General features: G+C 53.5%; 16 protein-coding genes. All 16 read right to left on the bottom strand.

What is annotated here, in order from left to right; translation table 11 throughout:
• Positions 1 to 37 precede the first annotated feature (37 nt).
• Positions 38 to 976 (bottom strand): quinolinate synthase NadA, encoded by a 939-nt coding sequence (gene nadA, locus L1F29_RS00310; protein WP_258386443.1) that lies wholly within the window; start codon positions 974 to 976, stop codon positions 38 to 40.
• 382 nt (positions 977 to 1,358) lie between these two features.
• Complete coding sequence (gene ftsH / locus L1F29_RS00305; protein WP_258386442.1) at positions 1,359 to 3,365, bottom strand: ATP-dependent zinc metalloprotease FtsH; 2,007 nt, start codon at positions 3,363 to 3,365, stop codon at positions 1,359 to 1,361.
• A gap of 139 nt (positions 3,366 to 3,504) precedes the next feature.
• Complete coding sequence (gene hpt / locus L1F29_RS00300) at positions 3,505 to 4,044, bottom strand: hypoxanthine phosphoribosyltransferase (RefSeq protein WP_258386441.1); 540 nt, start codon at positions 4,042 to 4,044, stop codon at positions 3,505 to 3,507.
• Positions 4,034 to 5,554, bottom strand: coding sequence for a tRNA lysidine(34) synthetase TilS (tilS, locus tag L1F29_RS00295; RefSeq protein WP_258386440.1), 1,521 nt, complete (start codon positions 5,552 to 5,554; stop codon positions 4,034 to 4,036). Before tilS ends, hpt begins: the two co-directional genes overlap by 11 nt.
• Positions 5,555 to 5,578: 24 nt before the next feature.
• Positions 5,579 to 6,502 carry a protein kinase domain-containing protein gene (locus tag L1F29_RS00290; RefSeq protein ID WP_258386439.1) on the bottom strand — a complete coding sequence of 308 codons (924 nt, stop codon included), beginning with the start codon at positions 6,500 to 6,502 and terminating at the stop codon, positions 5,579 to 5,581.
• Positions 6,486 to 7,211, bottom strand: a complete 726-nt coding sequence (locus L1F29_RS00285; RefSeq protein ID WP_258386438.1) for a vWA domain-containing protein — start codon at positions 7,209 to 7,211, stop codon at positions 6,486 to 6,488. The genes L1F29_RS00290 and L1F29_RS00285 overlap by 17 nt, the downstream gene beginning before the upstream one ends.
• Positions 7,212 to 7,590: 379 nt before the next feature.
• On the bottom strand, positions 7,591 to 8,541 hold the full coding sequence (gene mraY, locus L1F29_RS00280; RefSeq protein WP_258386437.1) for a phospho-N-acetylmuramoyl-pentapeptide-transferase: 951 nt from the start codon (positions 8,539 to 8,541) through the stop codon (positions 7,591 to 7,593).
• Between the two features lie 192 nt (positions 8,542 to 8,733).
• The gene (gene spoIIE / locus L1F29_RS00275) at positions 8,734 to 11,229 is read right to left on the bottom strand and encodes a stage II sporulation protein E (RefSeq protein ID WP_258386436.1); all 2,496 of its coding nucleotides are present in this window, start codon (positions 11,227 to 11,229) and stop codon (positions 8,734 to 8,736) included.
• A 533-nt stretch (positions 11,230 to 11,762) separates the two neighbouring features.
• Complete coding sequence (locus L1F29_RS00270) at positions 11,763 to 12,329, bottom strand: S1 domain-containing RNA-binding protein (RefSeq protein WP_258386435.1); 567 nt, start codon at positions 12,327 to 12,329, stop codon at positions 11,763 to 11,765.
• Between the two features lie 166 nt (positions 12,330 to 12,495).
• Entirely contained in the window at positions 12,496 to 12,807 is a 312-nt protein-coding gene (locus tag L1F29_RS00265) for an FtsB family cell division protein (protein ID WP_258386434.1), read from the bottom strand.
• A 35-nt stretch (positions 12,808 to 12,842) separates the two neighbouring features.
• Positions 12,843 to 13,475 (bottom strand): spore cortex biosynthesis protein YabQ, encoded by a 633-nt coding sequence (yabQ, locus tag L1F29_RS00260; protein WP_258386433.1) that lies wholly within the window; start codon positions 13,473 to 13,475, stop codon positions 12,843 to 12,845.
• Entirely contained in the window at positions 13,472 to 13,756 is a 285-nt protein-coding gene (gene yabP / locus L1F29_RS00255; protein ID WP_258386432.1) for a sporulation protein YabP, read from the bottom strand. The genes yabQ and yabP overlap by 4 nt, the downstream gene beginning before the upstream one ends.
• A gap of 70 nt (positions 13,757 to 13,826) precedes the next feature.
• Positions 13,827 to 14,864 carry a hypothetical protein gene (locus L1F29_RS00250; protein ID WP_258386431.1) on the bottom strand — a complete coding sequence of 346 codons (1,038 nt, stop codon included), beginning with the start codon at positions 14,862 to 14,864 and terminating at the stop codon, positions 13,827 to 13,829.
• A 204-nt stretch (positions 14,865 to 15,068) separates the two neighbouring features.
• On the bottom strand, positions 15,069 to 15,347 hold the full coding sequence (locus L1F29_RS00245) for an RNA-binding S4 domain-containing protein (protein WP_204822603.1): 279 nt from the start codon (positions 15,345 to 15,347) through the stop codon (positions 15,069 to 15,071).
• A gap of 3 nt (positions 15,348 to 15,350) precedes the next feature.
• Entirely contained in the window at positions 15,351 to 15,623 is a 273-nt protein-coding gene (locus tag L1F29_RS00240; RefSeq protein ID WP_258386430.1) for an HU family DNA-binding protein, read from the bottom strand.
• 289 nt (positions 15,624 to 15,912) lie between these two features.
• Entirely contained in the window at positions 15,913 to 17,454 is a 1,542-nt protein-coding gene (yabN, locus tag L1F29_RS00235) for a bifunctional methyltransferase/pyrophosphohydrolase YabN (RefSeq protein WP_258386429.1), read from the bottom strand.
• Positions 17,455 to 17,559 lie beyond the last annotated feature (105 nt).

Below are 17,559 nucleotides of genomic sequence, written 5' to 3'. Positions count from 1 at the left end.
GTCGACTTTCCTTTCTTCGGAAAGAGAGTAGCGCATGCTACTTCACCTGTAACATGCGCTCCAAGGATAAACGGGCTTTGTCGGCAACCTGCTGCGGAACATAAATTTGGGGCTGCATCGTTTCCAAACATTTGACCAGCTTCTTCAGATTGTTCACCTTCATATTCGGACAAACCAAATATTTGGTGGCAAAATGGAAGGTTTTGTCCGGGCTGTCTTTGCGCAGCTGGAAGCCTGTGCCGTCTTCCGTTCCGACGATAAACTCTTTGCCTTCGGATTCCTTACAATATTTAATGATGGCGGTTGTACTGCCGACGAAATCGCCAAGCGCTACAACTTCTGGACGGCATTCCGGATGGACGACGAACTCCGCATTCGGGTATTTCGCTTTCATCTCTTCTACATCTTTGACGGTCAGCATGTCGTGAGTGTTGCAGTAACCTTCCCAAATGATCATTTTTTTATCGGTATTCTGCTGGACGTAGTGGCCCAGGTTTTTGTCCGGTACCCAAATGATTTCATCCGAGTCCACCGAATTCACGACGCGTACGGCATTCGCCGAAGTACAGCAAATGTCGGTCTCCGCTTTAATCTCCGCCGAGGAGTTAATGTACGTGACCACTTTCGCATTCGGATGCTGTGCCTTCAGCTTGCGGAGGCCATCGACATTGACCATGTCGGCCATTGGACAGCCGGCACGCTCGTCAGGGATGATAACGGTCTTATTCGGCGCGAGAATCTTCGCGCTCTCCCCCATGAAGTGAACGCCGCAGAATACGATGACGTCTGCATCGGTCTGTGCCGCCTTCTGGGCAAGCAGGAATGAATCCCCGCGGAAATCGGCCACCTCTTGTATTTCATCGCGCTGATAATAATGAGCAAGAATAATGGCATTGCGTTCTTTCTTCAATTGCATCAGGCGTTCGCGCAGCTCGCGGTTTTGCTCCGCCTTGCGCTCCATTGCCAATGCTTCCATGGACAAATCTCTCCTCTTGTTTACATGATAAACATGACTTTGTGAACAGAAGCACAATCTTGTTGATATCGATACGTATAGTGTGGACCATAGGATGCGAATTCATTAATTAAGAATAAATTTACACGGGTGCCGGGTAGCTGTCAATAAAGACGGCGAAAGAAAAACCGCCAATCTTCACGTAAAGAGTAGCATAAGGGGGCACAACGCGCAAGATGGACCAATTTGAGCTGTTTTGCGCCCCATAAGATGAATGAAGAAAAGCGCCTATTTTTAACGAACGTCTTCCTCATACGATGAAGACATTAGAAAAAGCTGCCTCCATCTCCTTATCGCGCTGCATATAAGGAGGTGTGAGACAGCTTTTCTTATCTATCCGTGTTTAATTATTTTTGTTTGATCCATCGTCATCGCCGTTATCCGGATCAACCGGCGGTGTGGCCTCACCTGGCTCGCGGGTTTGAATGCGTACCTTCACGCCGCCAATCGTATCTACGATCGGCTCAACAGCAGGCTCCTCCGCAACTTCCCCATCGGAAGACGATTCGCTGCCTTCCAGCGATCCAGTGTCGATCAAGCGCTTGATCTGTTCAAGCTCCAGCGTCTCCTCGGCAAGCAAGGTCTGCGCAATGAGATGAACTTCTTTGCTCTTCTCCGTCAGCAAATTCTTCGCACGCTCATAACATTGATTGATAAAGTTTTGCATTTCTTGATCAATCTCATAAGCAATAGCATCGGAGTAGTTCTGCTCATGCCCGATATCGCGGCCTAAGAAAACTTGCCCCTGCGAGCTTCCGAACTGCATCGGTCCAAGCTTATCGCTCATGCCGTATTCCATAATCATGCTGCGTACGATGCCTGTCGCCGACTTGAAGTCGCTGTAAGCGCCAGTGCCGATTTCACCGATAAACAATTCCTCGGCGACGCGTCCGCCCAGCAATCCGGTTACTTTATCGAGCAGTTCCTGCTTCGTTGTCAGCATGCTGTCTTCCTTCGGCAGCATGATAACATATCCGCCTGCGCGTCCTCGCGGGATAATGGTTACCTTATGAACCGCATCAGCATGCTCCAGGAAGTAACCAATGATGGTGTGTCCTGCTTCGTGATAAGCGACGATGCGCTTCTCACGGTCACTGATGACACGGCTGCGTTTCTCGGTACCGACGATGACACGGTCAATGGCTTCGTCCACCTCGCGCATCGCGATATCCTTCTTGTTGCGGCGGGCCGCTAACAAGGCTGCTTCGTTAAGCAGGTTCTCCAGATCGGCGCCGGTAAATCCGGTCGTCCGCTTTGCAATGACATCCAGCTTGACGTCCTTCGAAAGCGGCTTGTTGCGCGCATGCACCTTCAGTACCGCTTCGCGGCCTTTCACATCCGGACGGTCGACCGTAATTTGACGGTCGAAACGGCCTGGACGCAGAAGCGCCGGGTCAAGAATATCAGGGCGGTTCGTTGCCGCCACGATAATGATGCCTTCATTCGCGCCGAAGCCGTCCATCTCGACGAGGAGCTGGTTGAGCGTTTGCTCCCGTTCGTCATGCCCGCCGCCGAGTCCGGCGCCGCGCTGACGTCCGACGGCATCGATTTCATCGATGAAGATAATACATGGGGCATTCTTCTTCGCGTTCTCGAACAAGTCACGTACACGCGAGGCGCCGACGCCGACGAACATTTCGACGAAATCGGAACCGGATATGCTAAAGAAAGGTACGCCTGCTTCTCCTGCCACTGCACGGGCAAGGAGCGTCTTACCGGTACCCGGAGGTCCGACAAGCAGAACGCCTTTAGGAATACGCGCACCAACGGCTGCGAATTTGCGCGGGTCTTTCAAAAACTCGACAACTTCGACGAGCTCCTGTTTCTCTTCATCCGCGCCTGCCACGTCCTCGAATGTGACCCGCTTCTTCTCTTCGTTATACAAGCGTGCCCGGCTCTTGCCAAAGTTCATGACCTTGCCGCCGCCGCCCTGCGCTTGATTCATAAGGAAGAAGAACAGAACGAAGATGATCACGAAAGGGATGATCGACGTCAAGAACGTCAGCCAGATGCTTGGCTCTTTCATTGGCTTGTTGGTAAGAAGAACCTTGTTCTTGTTTGCCAGATCGTGAATTTCTTTAACGACGAATTCTTCTACGTTCGTGTGGGTGTAGAAGCTGGTTGATCCCTTCTTATCGGGGTTCGATCTATATTCACCAGTGACCAAGTAGGAATAGCCGTCAAATTGATAATTCAGCTCTGCGACATTGTCTTCAACAAGCGCTTGCTTCAGCTGGTCGTATCGAATTTCAACGGTGGTATCATTTTGGCTGCTGATAAATTGGAAGATCCCGACGGTCACTAAAAAAATGATCAAATAAAATCCAGTGTTGCGGATGATCCGATTCATCCCCTACCTCCTCTCAAGACGCTTAAGATATTTTACCATAGCATGATTCCCTACTACAAACAGTCTGACGAGGGAGGTGCATCTACAGTGAATCGCATCCTTCTTGTATTATATGGCACAGCCCGGGCGGACAATTCCGCTATTTCTCATAAACCTCGGGCTTCAAGATGCCGATAAATGGCAGGTTGCGGTATTTCTCCGCAAAGTCGAGACCGAATCCGACCACGAAAGCGTCGGGCAGCACAAATCCCTTATAATCCGCTTCCAGCTCAACCTTGCGTCCGGCCGGCTTGTCAAACAATGTAACGAGTGTCACTGACTTGGCATTGCGCCGCTCCAGCACATCGATCAGATAGCTTAGCGTCAATCCGCTGTCAATAATATCTTCGACGATCAGAATGTCTCTTCCTTGAACTGGTGTGTCCAAATCTTTAATAATTTTGACAACGCCTGATGTCTTCGTGGACTGACCATAGCTCGAAACCGCCATAAAGTCGATTTCAAGCGGGATTGTAATGGTTTTAACCAAATCAGACATGAAAATAAACGCGCCTTTCAAGACGCAAATGACGAGCGGATTCCGCCCTTCAAATTCTCGGCTTATGGTCTCGCCAAGCTCCTTCACTTTCTGCTGAATCTGGTCGCTGTCATACAGTACTTCTTGAATGTCATTCAGCAATGCCGGGCCCTCCTACGTTTTTACCTATACTATGAATGGATGAGTGCGTCTTATTCGAGCCAAAATCGTCCTCTGGCGTGAAATCCGCCCGAATGCGAAGCACTCGTTGTGTCGAGTCGGAAATTTGCGCGGACGCGCCTCTCCTTACACCGGGAATCCACAAGATATGTCCATCCGCATCAACCAGCAGCGGAAGCCGCTCCCGCCTAGACGGGGCTATGCGATCATCAACGAACATATCTTGCACTTTTTTTGCGCCGTTTAAACCGAGAACCCGCATCCGGTCGCCGGGACGGCGGTTGCGAACAGCAAGCGGCAGTGCCAGCTCATCTGCATCGAACACCGCTTCCAGCCGCCCGGATGGCTTGCCGCCATCTACAGGAGCTTCTTCAAGGGTAAATGTTAATGCGGCGCCCGCTTCTGGGACGGCCAGCACCTTCATCTGCTCTTCTCCGCCATATGCATCATATGCATACCTTCCCGGTTCAGCGGCGTTGTCTTCGGTATATCTATCGGCGCGCACGAAGCGCATCGTATCATATTCCCTTAAGCATCGGATCCCCCCGCCTACATCAACGCTCCACGTCGAAGGAGCGCCTTCGGCGGCAGCCATTCGAATCGTCTCGACTCCGTCGAATGAGGTGGTTTCCGTTTCCAATCCCATATAATTTAATATTAGTTTAATCAATCTCCTTTGTAAAGCGACATGCAGGTCAAGCATCGCTTTGCGGTCGATTTGGCACCCGCCCTGTACAAGCTTGACGTGGCGGTCATATACAACGCGCGTCTCGGCATCCATCCACTCATCCTCGGCAGAGGCTAGCTCTGACAACCGGACGAGTGAATCCGACAGCTGCGGATTATATTTTGTCAGCGCCGGAAGCACATCAAGACGGATTGAATTACGAAAATAATGGCGCTTTGCATTACTGCTGTCTTCGCTGTACGTCAGAACCCGTTCTTCGCAGTAGCGCAGGATGTCTGATTTGTTCATACGAAGCAAGGGGCGGATTAGTTCCACGTTTTTTTCGCTCCGCCGGAGCGGAATGCCCGAAAGACCGCCTGGACTTGTCCCCCGTATGATGCGCATAAGCACGGTTTCCGCCTGATCGTCCGCATGATGGGCGAGCGCGATGCGCGATGCCCCGTATTTCGTGGCGATATCGTGAAGAAATAAGTAGCGCTTCTCCCTCGCCGCCGCTTGGGCGTTCATACGCGTTTCTTCTATAAAAGCAGGTACGTCTATCAACGCGGACTCGAATCGGACGCCCAGGCCTTCCGCAAATCTTCGGACGGACACCGCTTCGCGTGCCGACTCCTCCCCGCGAAAGCCATGGTCGACATGAGCGGCAACAAGAGAGAAGCCCTGCGCCATGGAAAGGCGGTGCATAATATCGAGCAGCGCCGTCGAATCCGGTCCGCCCGATACGGCAACGACGATCGTATCCCCCGATACCCACAGCTTCTCCCGTGCCGCGATATCCGCGACTTCCTTCATCAGATCCCCCATATGCTTCCTTCTCTCTTCTCTGGCTTAAACCCGAAGCAGCCAATAGATCGTCGTAGCCAGCAGCGCGGCAGAGGCTACGAACAGCCCCTTCATCCATCCGGGAGCAGGGGTCGCGTGCCCGCGCTGCCCCGGGCGATTCATCCATTGCCTCCAGCTGCCGGATGCTTCCCTTGCATCCGTGAACCCGCCGTTCAAAGCTTTGTTAAGCCAGCCGGACAGCGGCTTGAGCCGCGGGTTGGCGTAAGCCAATTTCAACAGCTCCTCCGGCGTCCGGTTCTGCGGCAGCAGTGCCGACGTCAGCTGTGCCAGCCGCTGGCTCTCGTGCAGCTGGATGCAGAGTACCCCGAACGAAAACAGGTCATATCGGGCGTCAGCGGTCCGGGTGCCCGCGTTCCAATACCCGCGGTCATAAATTTCGGTAAACTGCCGGACACTCTTCCCCATCGCCGTCACGCCGCCGAAATCGACGAGTTCTACGCGTCCGTAATCGGCAACAAGCACATTCTCCACCTTCACGTCGCCGAACGTCCAGCCCCCGTCATGCAGCTCGGCAAGCTTGCCCAGCAGGCTGTAGCCTACGACGGGAAACCAGTCCATGCCCTGCTTCGACAAGTAATCGGATAACGTCGCACCCCGTATGTAACGCATAATATAGAACGGATATTCCTTTCCGTCCGAAGCCCGCATATCGTCGACTTCAACCAGATAGGGCTCGGAACGCGAACCCGTGCGCTGCTTGGCAATCGACTGCAGCACGTTCACCTCGGACTGCAGATCGACAGTATCCGCGCCGATCTTCATCGCGAACCAGTTCCGCTGACGTTCGACCAGGAACACTTTCCCATTCGCGCCTTCGCCGAGAAGACGTTCCACGCGGTAGCTGTTCTGCCTCCACTTGCCTTTAATGATCGTGCCCCGCGGAAGGGTCCATTCAAACGACGTAGTCACTCATCATCCCGTCCGTTTCGTCATTCTTCTTATAACCATAATCGGCTTTTCGGTAAAAATCAATGACATGCATGAGCGCCGGTCCTGTAGGCGTCGTCCCTTTCATCTGCAGCCGGGGCAAAAACTGCGTCATTCCGCCAACATTCGTCGTCCAATCGAGGTCGAGGGTGCAGTCATCGCCGTATGCCGATCCGGGAAAATGAAAAACGGCAATCTCGCTAAGCCCTTGCCTGGCTTGAAGACTAAGCGCCAAATCGCGAATCGCCTCTTCTACGGCATGGAGCTTGGGCTTCATGCTCGCGCTCCCGTCGATAAGAAGCGCCACGCGCAGCTTGCTCGTCTCGCCGAGCTCATCGATAACGCGAACCACTTCGCCACGCTTATCCGGCGGCAGCGACTCGATCGATGAAGTCCCCAGCACCTGCTGAAGCTCCCGGTGAACCGCTTGTTGAATCGTTTGGGCCACGGTCTTGCGCGTCAGCATCTGCACCGTCTGCGCCAGCTGCCTCGTATTCACAAGCCGGCTGAGTCCACCGCCCGCGCGGGCTATTTCCTCAATCTCGGCCGATCCGAATTCGCCAAGGTCACCTTGATCGAGCACGCCGACCACATTGACCGTTATTCCCTCCGCAAGCGCTTGAGCCGACGCGACGACCGGGCTTACGCCTACATTCGAGCAACCATCCGTTATCAGTAAAATTTGTTTCACGTCTCATTCCCCCAAACTTTGGAATCTATCGCTAGTGTCCCTACCAGCGTGCCCAAATTCAAGAGAATTTAACCGTTTTCTTAGCCTATTAACCCGCTTGTACGTTAATCAATCTCAAGCCTTCCGAATCTTCTTCCTGCCTTCCAGAGAACAGTATTCTACAAACAGTGCATGCGATCCTGCCAAACTTCACGTTCTGGAGCGTATCCGCTATGACAGCCTAACGCCGAAGTTGGCGGTCCAATCAAAAAAGCCTGCCGGCCGGCAGACTTTCGGATGAATGGAACGATATAAGACTGACTTAGGCGAGCGGAGCAGCATTCGTAAATAAGAGTGCAGCCAATTCGTTGGAATTCCGTCTGCGAGTCCCCGGATGTTATTAGAATAATAACCGCCATAACAACCAGCTCAGCAGGGCGCATGCCCAAGATACCATCCCGAACACGATTACGATCGTATTCTCGCTCCACCCGTATTTTAACCGGAAGTGATAATGAATGGGTGCCATGCGGAACAAGCGCAGCTTGGTCTTCTTATAGTACCAGACCTGAAGAATAACCGAGAGCTGCTCCGCGAAATAAACCAGGAACAGAAGCGGTATGAAAATTTCGACCTTCTCCAGAATCGCGAGAAACGACAAGGAGCCTCCGATAGCCAGGGAGCCGGTATCCCCCATGAAGGCGCGCGCCGGAAAAATGTTGTATATGAAAAGTCCCATCAGGCACGCAATCATGACCAGCGAGAACGTCTTGACTTCGGCCCGCTCCGAAATCAGGAAGAAAAAGAAATAGGTTGGGATGGCCACATTGATGAGCAGACCGTCCAAGCCATCCGTGAAATTAATCGCATTGGCCGATCCGACGATAAAGAGCATCATCAGAACGATGTATGCCGGGAGTGGAAGAACGGCTGAGTATCCTTGGAATACCGTAATTATCGGCGATAGCGAGAACTGCCCGACAAGAATGAATAGGAGAATGCCGGTAAAACCGAACTGCAGCACAAGCTTCATCTTGCCCGATATGCCGGACGGATCCTGGTACGCCGCTTTCTTGTAATCGTCCAAAAAACCGACCAAGCTGAATAGCACGAACGTCGCACTAAGAAACAAGGCAAGGGGCTCGGGGCGGAATGCAATTGAAGTAAGCGCGCCGATGAGCAGAATCAATCCCGCCATGAGCGGCGTTCCCCGTTTGGCCTGATGATCGGGAGGCAATTCCACCCGGATCGGCTGTGTCAGCTTAAGCGTCCGCAGCGTGCGTATCAGCACCGGGGTTAGCACCGCAACCAGAAAGAAGGACAATACGGTTAAGCTCCATAACGAATTCATTCACGTGCCTCTCCATTCCACAGAAATTAGGGATGCTGGTCTTCCGAGCCCACACTAGGACATGCGGATCACTCACAGTTCATCACACCTTCAGGTTCAGATTTCTAAAAATAATATAAAAAGGAATAGAGCGCCATCCTGACCCTCGTCATGGTTGGCGCTCCCGGTTTGGTCCGCTGCTAGGTTTTCATATTAGCTCACCGTCCTTGGACGCTCGACCTTGGAGAGGCCTGGCCACCGGAAGGTAGCCCACTCGGGCTGGTGTTTGTCCACCCGGGCGACGACGACCGTCATATCGTCGAGGATTTCGCCCTTATGATAGCGCACGACCGTCTCCAGCAGAGAATCGGCTATCTCCTGCGGACTGTCCGATTTAATTTCTTGAATGACCCGCTTCATCCACAGCTCCTTATTGACTGCATGGCCCGGAGCATCGTAAATTCCGTCGGTCATCATAATTAACGTGTCGCCAGGCATGAGCTGGACACGAATAAGGTCGACGTCGATCTCCTTAAGAATGCCGACGGGCAGGTTATTGGCGGAGATGGGGATCACCTCGCTCCCGCGCTTGATGAAGCTTGGCGTGGAGCCGATTTTCAGAAACGTGGTCTTCGCGGTATACATATCGATTAACGCCACATCCACCGTCGCGAAAACTTCGTCCGACGACCGCAGCAGCAGCACGGAATTTACGGATTTAATGGCAAGCTTCTCATCCATGCCCGATTGAAGCAGCTGCTGCAGAATCGCAAGCGCAGTGCTGCTCTCCAGCTTGGCCCTCTCGCCGTTCCCCATCCCGTCACTGATGGCTACCGCGAATTTGCCATTGCCGAGCTCAACCGTGCTGAAGCTGTCTCCCGACAGCAAGTCGCCTCCCTTGGCAACACCGGCGATGCCGGTCTCGACCTCAAAGGCCTTCGCCGAGCCGAATATAACGAGCGCCGGTTCACCGGGCTTCTCCGGAAACTGTTCGGATATGACGGCGATGGATTCGCCTAATATATCCGACAACAGCGGAGCGATAATTTTCCGGCATTCGTCATACCCTTTGCCGAACCTGTGATACACTTCGATTTCAACATTTCCCTCCTCCAGATTGACAACATCAATACCTTGTATAGATAAACCGAGCCCTTCTAGCGCCTCTCGGATCTGCTCCTCCTGCAAATGTAGCTGTTGACCCTCCCGCCTGATCTCATGCGCCAAGTCTTCCATGACCTGTGATACGCCGGATAGTTGCTCGGCTACGAGCAAACGGGAATCGTTTAACTGCTTTCGCCATTGCTGATCGTTCTGATACATCTCGTATTGCTGCTGCATCACGCTAAGGACTTGCTGCGACTTGCTGCAATGCGTGCTCCATTCCTTCGGCACCTCCTTCGGACTTAAGCGTTTGCCTCCTTCAACCGCCGTCATCATCTCCGTCATCATCTTATAGGTCTGATAAAATTTCCCGTCCCAGCACAGCTCCTTCCGATGGCAATTATTGCACGTCTTCTCCCCAGCCGCATTCATGAAATGCTCCACAACTTCATTGCGCCTCTCGCTCTCGCTCTTCATGCCGCCCACCTGTCCGAAGCTGCGCGAGAGCTGCCTGAACACCTCCGAAAATTGCGCCACGCGCTGGGCCGTTACATCGCGGACCCGCTTGGCGTATTCATATTGGGATTTCACATGCTCCTGCGTTCCCGGCACGTACTTCGCGATAGTCCGTACTAGAGAACGCGGGGTAAGCAGAAACAATGCAACGGCGGCAATCGACTCCCAGGTGGATGCCATGACATCCGTCTGATTGCCGATATATATCGATAGAATAGAAGTGCCGAGCAGCATGCCGAAGGCGACGGCCATCTTGCCGCCATCCCGCAGCAGACCGGCCAATAGACCGGCGAACGCCAGCAGGCTCATCTGGGCGATGGCGCTTAAGTCGGCCAGACTCAGGATAAGTCCGGCTATGACGCCGACGGACGCTCCGAGAGGCGCCCCTCCGACAAGCGCGAACAACAGCAGCATATAACGCGACATAATATGTTCAATCGACAGACCGTAGACGACCCAACCGACCGCACCGGTCATCACAGAAGCAAGCATGATCATCAGACATATAATTTCCTCATTCTTAAGCGCTGAAGTCCTTCGGGTCAACGTGAGCACGGGGACGGCTTGCACGAATACGAGCGTAAGCACAAAGCCTAATGCCGCCTCAACTCCGACCATCGTGAGCTGGTACCAGTCCAAGTTATCCGCGATTACGACGCCGAATAGACGGACAAGCAGCGTCGCGATAAAGACGATCAGCGGCGCATACGATAATTCCGCCCGCTCGTAGGCCTCCAATCCCTTCATGAGAAGGAAGACGACCGCAAGCTCCATTGCGATCCAGAGCGGATCAGGCGCAACGGCCAGCCAGCTGCCTGCCACGATGGACAAGGCTACCGGGAGGTAAGCATCCCGCCTGAGAAAATAGACGACTGTAAAATATGCAACGGCAAATGGAGTAAGCGACTCCAAGATAACCGCACGTCCGAGTAGAAACCCAACCGCCATAAGCGCAAATGTCCACTTCTTAGCAGACATGATTTGAACTACGCGGCGTGCCATCGCCCAGTCTAATCCTTTGCGAACCGCCGTCTGCACCGCACTTGCCTTCTGCACCCCTGGAAACATCACCACATTGTGCTTGTCCATAATCGTAAGACACCACCATTCCGAGTTAGTGTGGTTCTAATTATAGGAGCGCGATTTCATAAAGTTTGTCAGAAGACGTAACCCGTTCGAAAGTTTTTTCCGACAACCGGGCAAGCGCTTTTGAAAGCGTTGTCGCTTGGGCGCAGCCTCTTGCCACACATGGATTTGGCCCAGTTTGCGGCAGGCTTCCCAGCCTATCGTTCAACAAAAACTGTTATGGAAGTATCCATCCATTCGAGGCGAAACGCCGTCCGAACCTGTCGGGAATGGTGGAGAAGAGAAGAAAAGTTTTTGATTCAGAGGGGTATAATCGAGGTGAAAACGCATATCATTTTACGTACGGGACGTTTTTGGGCTGCAGGATGCGAACGAACCTTCGCATATGCCGCGTCTTCCGGTCGGAACGACCTTGGATGCATCGACATATTCATGCGCCGGCTTCCGACAGCGTGGCTGGCACAGAGGCTCGCATCCGCCGCTAAACATAAAAAAGGCAGAGCCGATATTGCGCTCTGCCACTATATTCTATTTCATCAAACGCGTTTCGCGCCGCGTCCGCCTCGTTTACCTTCAGTGTTCTTCTTCAGGGAGGAAATGCGCTCTTCACTATCTTTCAGGAAGCGGGACACTTTATCCTCGAAGGAAGGTTTGCCATAGGCCGGTTTGCCCGACTGCGATTTGAAAGGACGTCCACCGCCGCCACCGCCGCCGCTCGGTCCACGATTGAACCCGCCGCCGCCACCGCCACTAGGTCCGCGGTTGAAGCTACCACCACCGCCGCCGCTGCCGCTTGGTCCACGGTCGCGGTTAAATCCGCCGCCGCTTGGTCCGCGATCGCGCTGAGGCGGTACAGAACCTTCTGGCCGGTCGATGGCTTGTTTAATCGAAAGTCCGATCTTCCCGTCTTTATCAACATTAATGACCTTCACTGTAACGACATCTTCCAGCTTCAAATGGTCTTTAACATCCTTGACGTAATTATCGGCAATTTCTGAGATGTGAACGAGCCCCGTGACACCTCCCGACAAATCGACGAATGCTCCGAAATGCGTAATGCCTGTCACCTTGCCCTCTAACTTGGCGCCCACTTCAATTGCCATAGATAAAAATGTTCCTCCCTAACCGTTATGAGAAGCAGTTCATGCTTCGATGGAAAAGACTCTGAGCGATTATATGACGTAAATGCTTCTAAAATGCGATTCCTATCGTGATTATAACCGAACCGGAGAAGCGAGGTCAACAGACGTATACCCGATTGCGAGCCTATTACTTGACCCGAATCGGCTTCTCGCCCTCTCTCACCAAATTCAAATCTTTCGTAGCCAGCTGTGCAATATACTCGGGATCGTTCAAGCGGTCGACCTGCAATTGCAATTCGTCCATTTGCTTGGAAGCTTTATCGATCTTTTGCTGAACTTCCGCCAGCCGAAGCTCGGCTTCGTCCCGCTGGCCGATTTGGGTATATAACGTATATAGCGCCCAGCCCATGAATAGCGCAACAATAACAAACCAGATCTTTAGCCGTCGTTTCGTGCCTTCGTATGCATTTGCCTTGTTGGCTTGTGTTGTGTTCGTCATTCACGGACCTCCTGACGGCATAGTATGTTTGGCCATTACCCGTCTTTGGAACGTTTGAAAACAAGCTTCCAACATTTCATCATGAACCGGGTAACGCTCTCGCTGCGTTCCCTCAAGCGCCAACGGGCGGCAAGCGGGACTACCAGGCCCGCAATCCATCTTGCGGCTGGCCGAGCGATCGGCCTGGTCATCCATCGGACCAGCACCCAGAGCGGACGAAGCAATTGTAACACAATTCGAAAGAGGAATATAGTAAATGCAAGTAAAAATGCAAGAATCAGCTTTGCCAGTTTATAGAGAAGTCCCAGCGGACGGATGACCAGCAGGACGAATGCCCGCACGGCAAATTGAATAATCGCCCGGGTCGCCCGGATCAGACCATGCACCAGCCTGACAACAATCCGGCTGAACAGCCAGTAATAACAGCCGATTCCCAGCAGCAGCCCCAGAAATACGTATGTCCGCACCTCGCCCTCGTTGCTTGCGGACAGCACTTGAAAGACGATGACGGTAGCGGCGATCCAATAGAGCAGATCGAATACCGGAATCCACCATCGGTTGATCTTCAGCTCGTCCGACACGACGCGGTAGCCGTCGAACACGACCCCCATGCCGATGCCTGACAGCAGCATCATCGCCATCGTCAGCCATTGTACGCTAAGACTCACTTAAACAGCTTCCCGAGAAAGCCTTTTGATTTGACAGCCGTATTCCCGTCCAAGTAGGCGAGCGAATGGACGAGCCCTTCGATGGCGACAAGACCTTGCTCCAAGCTTAAATGCTTCATATGCAAATTTTGCCCGCGAATCGTCAAGAACCCGAGTTCCGTTTCGAGCAAAAATTCTTCGCTGTCAAAGCTCTCCACATTCATCACGCCGGTAACCTCGAGTATTTTGCGGTTGAGCATCTTCACTTCCTGGCGTTTCTGAGCCTTCCCGTTCTCCACCATTGCCTTGTCCCCTCCTTTTATGACTAGCCTATGGGGAGGGGACAGGTTTTAGAACATGCAGTTTCGGCGCTTACCCGGGAATGCCGGCAGACCCTGAGCCTGATTCCGAGGGCGATGCCGACAAAGTATACAGCGCATAGGACACGATGGCGCTCAGCACGATCGCACCGCCCAAAGTCTCCGCCGGCCACCATATCCCTTCCAGCAGAGCCAGTACGATGAAGTAGAATCCCCAGAGCAGTATCGGCAGCACAACCGCAAACAGCCTGCGGCGCTTGCCGCCCAAGAGAATGAAGTCGCCGATCAGACCGACGGCAAGAACGACCGGCAGAATCGGCCAGCCCTCGAATGCGCTCAGCATGCCGATAAACACATTGGGCAGCGTGCAGAGAACCGCCACGCTGCCGAAGGGCAGCTGCCATCTTTTCATCAGCCAATAAATCGGAAACAGCATCACGCCGGTCGTAACCAGAATGTTCATGATGCCGCGAATTTGCAAATCCTGCAGCAGCAGCCCCTCGCCCCCCGACGAAATCGGAATAAACTTCGTCAAGTACCGGTCATGCCACATCTGCGCAGGTACCATCTCGCGCAGCTCCCAGGCGTACATCAGGAAAAATCCCATCATGGCCGCTACAAAACTTGCCGACAGCAATACGGGGATAAAGAACCGGAAGGATGGCCGCGAATGGGGAGAGAGCATCCAATACTGCCGCAGCGGACTGGTCACGATCAATAAAATGCCGACCAGCAGGAGCAGATGGCTCGGGCTGAGCAGCGCGGCGATATCTTGCTCGATGCCGAAGATTTCATGCCAGGTCAGATCGCCGATACCGCCAATAAGAAAGACGGCGACCCCCAGAAGCCCCGCTCCATAACCGGGCGGTATCGCTTGGAGGACCGATTGCTTGTTGATATGCATGTTCTGCCACACCAGGTAGAGCATCCATGCTGCGGAAGCGGCAAAGCCGGAATACAGCATGGCATGCCACGGGGTAAAGAATGATTCCAGTACATCGGTCTGATGATGATAGCCGTCGATGAATACCCCCACGATGAGCCAAAGTGCACATAGCATCGTGGTCATGTTTTTGCCGGTGCTAAGCATGGCGCCCTTCCTCCTCTTGCAGTTGAAGTGATATGAATACATATGACGCAGGCCGGCTAACTAGAAGAAAGACCGGCTAACGCTGGCGGTTGCGCGGCAGCAGCTTACAAAAAAAGATCGGCCCTTTCTGTTGTGTCAGAAAAGGCCGATCGGTTCGTATGAGAGCCGCTGCCCGAGCAATAGCAGCGTTCTATGCTGTTGTTTCTACCAGCCGAGCTTGTCCTCGGACTGGCGGCTTTCTTCCTTGAGCAAAGTATATAAGCCGCTCGCCTCGTCCTTCTTCGTCGTTTCCGCTAGCCGCTCGACGCGGACGGTCACGATCTTCTGGCCGAATTGAATTTTGAGCTCATCGCCGACTTTGACGGTGCTGCTCGCTTTGGCTTCGCGGTCGTTGATCCAGACGCGCCCTTGATCGGACACGTCCTTGGCGACGGTGCGCCGTTTGATCAACCGCGATACTTTAAGGAATTTATCCAGACGCATGGTCTACTTAATGGCTTCTTTCAGTTTGTTGCCGGCTTTGAATGCCGGAACCTTCGATTCCGCAATCGTAATCGGGTTGCCCGTTTGCGGGTTACGGCCCGTGCGGCCGGAACGTTTGCGAGTTTCGAACGTGCCGAAACCGATCAATTGTACTTTCTCGCCGCCTGCGAGCGCATCCGTCACTTCACCCATAAAGCCGTTCAATACGGCTTCTACGTCGCGCTTGGTCAAGCCGCTTTTAGTTGCAATGTTGTTGATCAAGTCTGTTTTGTTCATAAGTAATGGCCTCCTAATCATTCATATTCATCGAGGGCGGCATGGAACCGCCGGACCTTGCGGCGTCTGTGTTGAACGCACAAGCATAATTGCGCTGCATCCGCTGCTATTCTTTCGTTGCCGCTTATGTTGCTTTGCTTGTGTTGCCTACTACTAATTCTGCTTGTTTCTAAAAAAATCCTGCCCGATTGTAAATATTTTTTGCGAAACTTGCAGATTCCACACGAATTTTGACAAGAGTGAAGGTGAAAGAAGCGATTCTTATTATGCGGGATGCTGCGGGGAGAAACTAGCGAATCCGCTTCGCTTCCTCCCAGTAACGATCCATTTCTGTTAAATCAGTCTGGTCAAAGGTTCGCCCGCTTATACGGAGCTGTTCCTCAATATATGAAAATCGCGCCTTAAATTTTTGATTTGTCCGGGTAAGAGCCTCTTCCGGATCGGCCTTAATGAACCGCGAGGCGTTAACGGCAGCGAACAGCAGATCGCCAAGCTCGCCTACCTGTTCGTCGGCATCCTTGGAGGCGATTGCCTCGCGCAGCTCGCCAAGCTCCTCCTGAATCTTATCCAATACCGGATCGATCGCATCCCAATCGAACCCGACCTTAGCGGCCTTCTTCTGAATCTTGTAAGCTTTCATAAGGGCTGGAAGATCGGGCGGTATGCCGTCCAATACGGACTGCTCCGACGTATCCCTTCCTTTGCGAAGCTTCTCTTCCGCTTTCATCCGGTCCCAGCTCTGAAGCGCCTCCTCGGCATTGCGCGCTCCCGTTTCGCCGAATACATGCGGATGGCGGAACAACAGCTTCTCATTCAATTCTTGAATGACGTCAAAGACGGAGAAGGAGCCGACTTCTTCTTCCATCTGGCTGTGCAGCATGACCTGCAGAATGACATCCCCGAACTCCTCGCGCATCCCGTCGGGGTCGTCGTTATCCAGCGCCTCGAGCGCTTCGTACGTTTCCTCGATAAAGTTCTTGCGGATCGACTGATGCGTTTGCTCGCGGTCCCATGGACAGCCCTCCGGACTGCGCAAGATCGCCACGATCTCATGCAGCCGCTCGAATGACCGGTTGCGCAGCTCGTCATCATGCGATTGCGGAATCCAAATCAGCGACAGATTGCCGAAGCCCTCCGTCCGGTCCAGCTCATACAAAGGAACGGTATCTATATGCTCCTCGCCGGGAACGCCCAGCGCATGTCCGATGACGACCGGATGCTCGTCCGGATAGCGCTCCATAAGCGTCAGCTTGATGTCCGAGGCGGTGAACGCATCGTACACCTGGCCGATTACGGTGTGCAGCTCGGGCCGGAGCAGGGAAGGCTTCAAATCGGTGCCATCCAGCAGTTGAAAGCCCTCGATCGGATCAAACCCGAGCCGGGTGAACGCTTGGTCAAGGAAGCTCTCGCCCCCGATAATGTTAAGCGCGATCCCCGCCTGCGGGCAGCGCTCGCGCAGCAGCTGAACCGTGCGCTCGGCAACCATCGGATGGCCCGGAACGGCATACAGCACGCCGTGTGCGGGGAGGACGGAGCTTGCGCCTGCTGAATCCGCAGCCGCGTCCGGCGCCTCGGAAGCCAGCGACTGGGCTTGTTCGATCAGAGAAGCCGCAATGGCTTCGTAGACATCCGGGAACGAATCGAGCTGCTCATATAAGCTGTCGAATGAGGTATAGGTCATGTCATGCTCGGCGAACAGGCGCATCATGGGATGCTTATCCGTCCGCACGTAACGGTGTGCGGCGGCCTGCAGCTGCCGCCATACGCCCAGCGTCAGCTGGTCTTCGTCGCCGGAGCCAAGTCCAACGACGGTAATTGCCGGTTTATTCACTTAGGTTCACCCTTCCTTCTTCGTTATCTCCAGTAACGTTATGATGAAATCGAAACCTGTCGGATCACGCACGCCATGTTTGGGCGAGGTCGCGCGGCGTATCAA

The sequence above is a fragment of the Paenibacillus spongiae genome (genome assembly GCF_024734895.1).
Classification (GTDB): Bacteria; Bacillota; Bacilli; order Paenibacillales; family Paenibacillaceae; genus Paenibacillus_Z; species Paenibacillus_Z spongiae.
Note: the sequence above shows the minus strand (reverse complement) of the source record. Positions and strands in the feature narration are given on the sequence as shown.

What these genes read in the sequence shown, in the direction of transcription:
- nadA (WP_258386443.1), bottom strand. Translation starts at nt 976, where the DNA reads ATGGAAGCATTGGCAATGGAGCGCAAGGCGGAGCAAAACCGCGAGCTG.
- ftsH (WP_258386442.1), bottom strand. Translation starts at nt 3,365, where the DNA reads ATGAATCGGATCATCCGCAACACTGGATTTTATTTGATCATTTTTTTA.
- tilS (WP_258386440.1), bottom strand. Translation starts at nt 5,554, where the DNA reads ATGGGGGATCTGATGAAGGAAGTCGCGGATATCGCGGCACGGGAGAAG.
- mraY (WP_258386437.1), bottom strand. Translation starts at nt 8,541, where the DNA reads ATGAATTCGTTATGGAGCTTAACCGTATTGTCCTTCTTTCTGGTTGCG.
- spoIIE (WP_258386436.1), bottom strand. Translation starts at nt 11,229, where the DNA reads ATGGACAAGCACAATGTGGTGATGTTTCCAGGGGTGCAGAAGGCAAGT.
- L1F29_RS00270 (WP_258386435.1), bottom strand. Translation starts at nt 12,329, where the DNA reads ATGGCAATTGAAGTGGGCGCCAAGTTAGAGGGCAAGGTGACAGGCATT.
- L1F29_RS00265 (WP_258386434.1), bottom strand. Translation starts at nt 12,807, where the DNA reads ATGACGAACACAACACAAGCCAACAAGGCAAATGCATACGAAGGCACG.
- yabP (WP_258386432.1), bottom strand. Translation starts at nt 13,756, where the DNA reads ATGGTGGAGAACGGGAAGGCTCAGAAACGCCAGGAAGTGAAGATGCTC.
- L1F29_RS00250 (WP_258386431.1), bottom strand. Translation starts at nt 14,864, where the DNA reads ATGCTTAGCACCGGCAAAAACATGACCACGATGCTATGTGCACTTTGG.
- L1F29_RS00245 (WP_204822603.1), bottom strand. Translation starts at nt 15,347, where the DNA reads ATGCGTCTGGATAAATTCCTTAAAGTATCGCGGTTGATCAAACGGCGC.
- L1F29_RS00240 (WP_258386430.1), bottom strand. Translation starts at nt 15,623, where the DNA reads ATGAACAAAACAGACTTGATCAACAACATTGCAACTAAAAGCGGCTTG.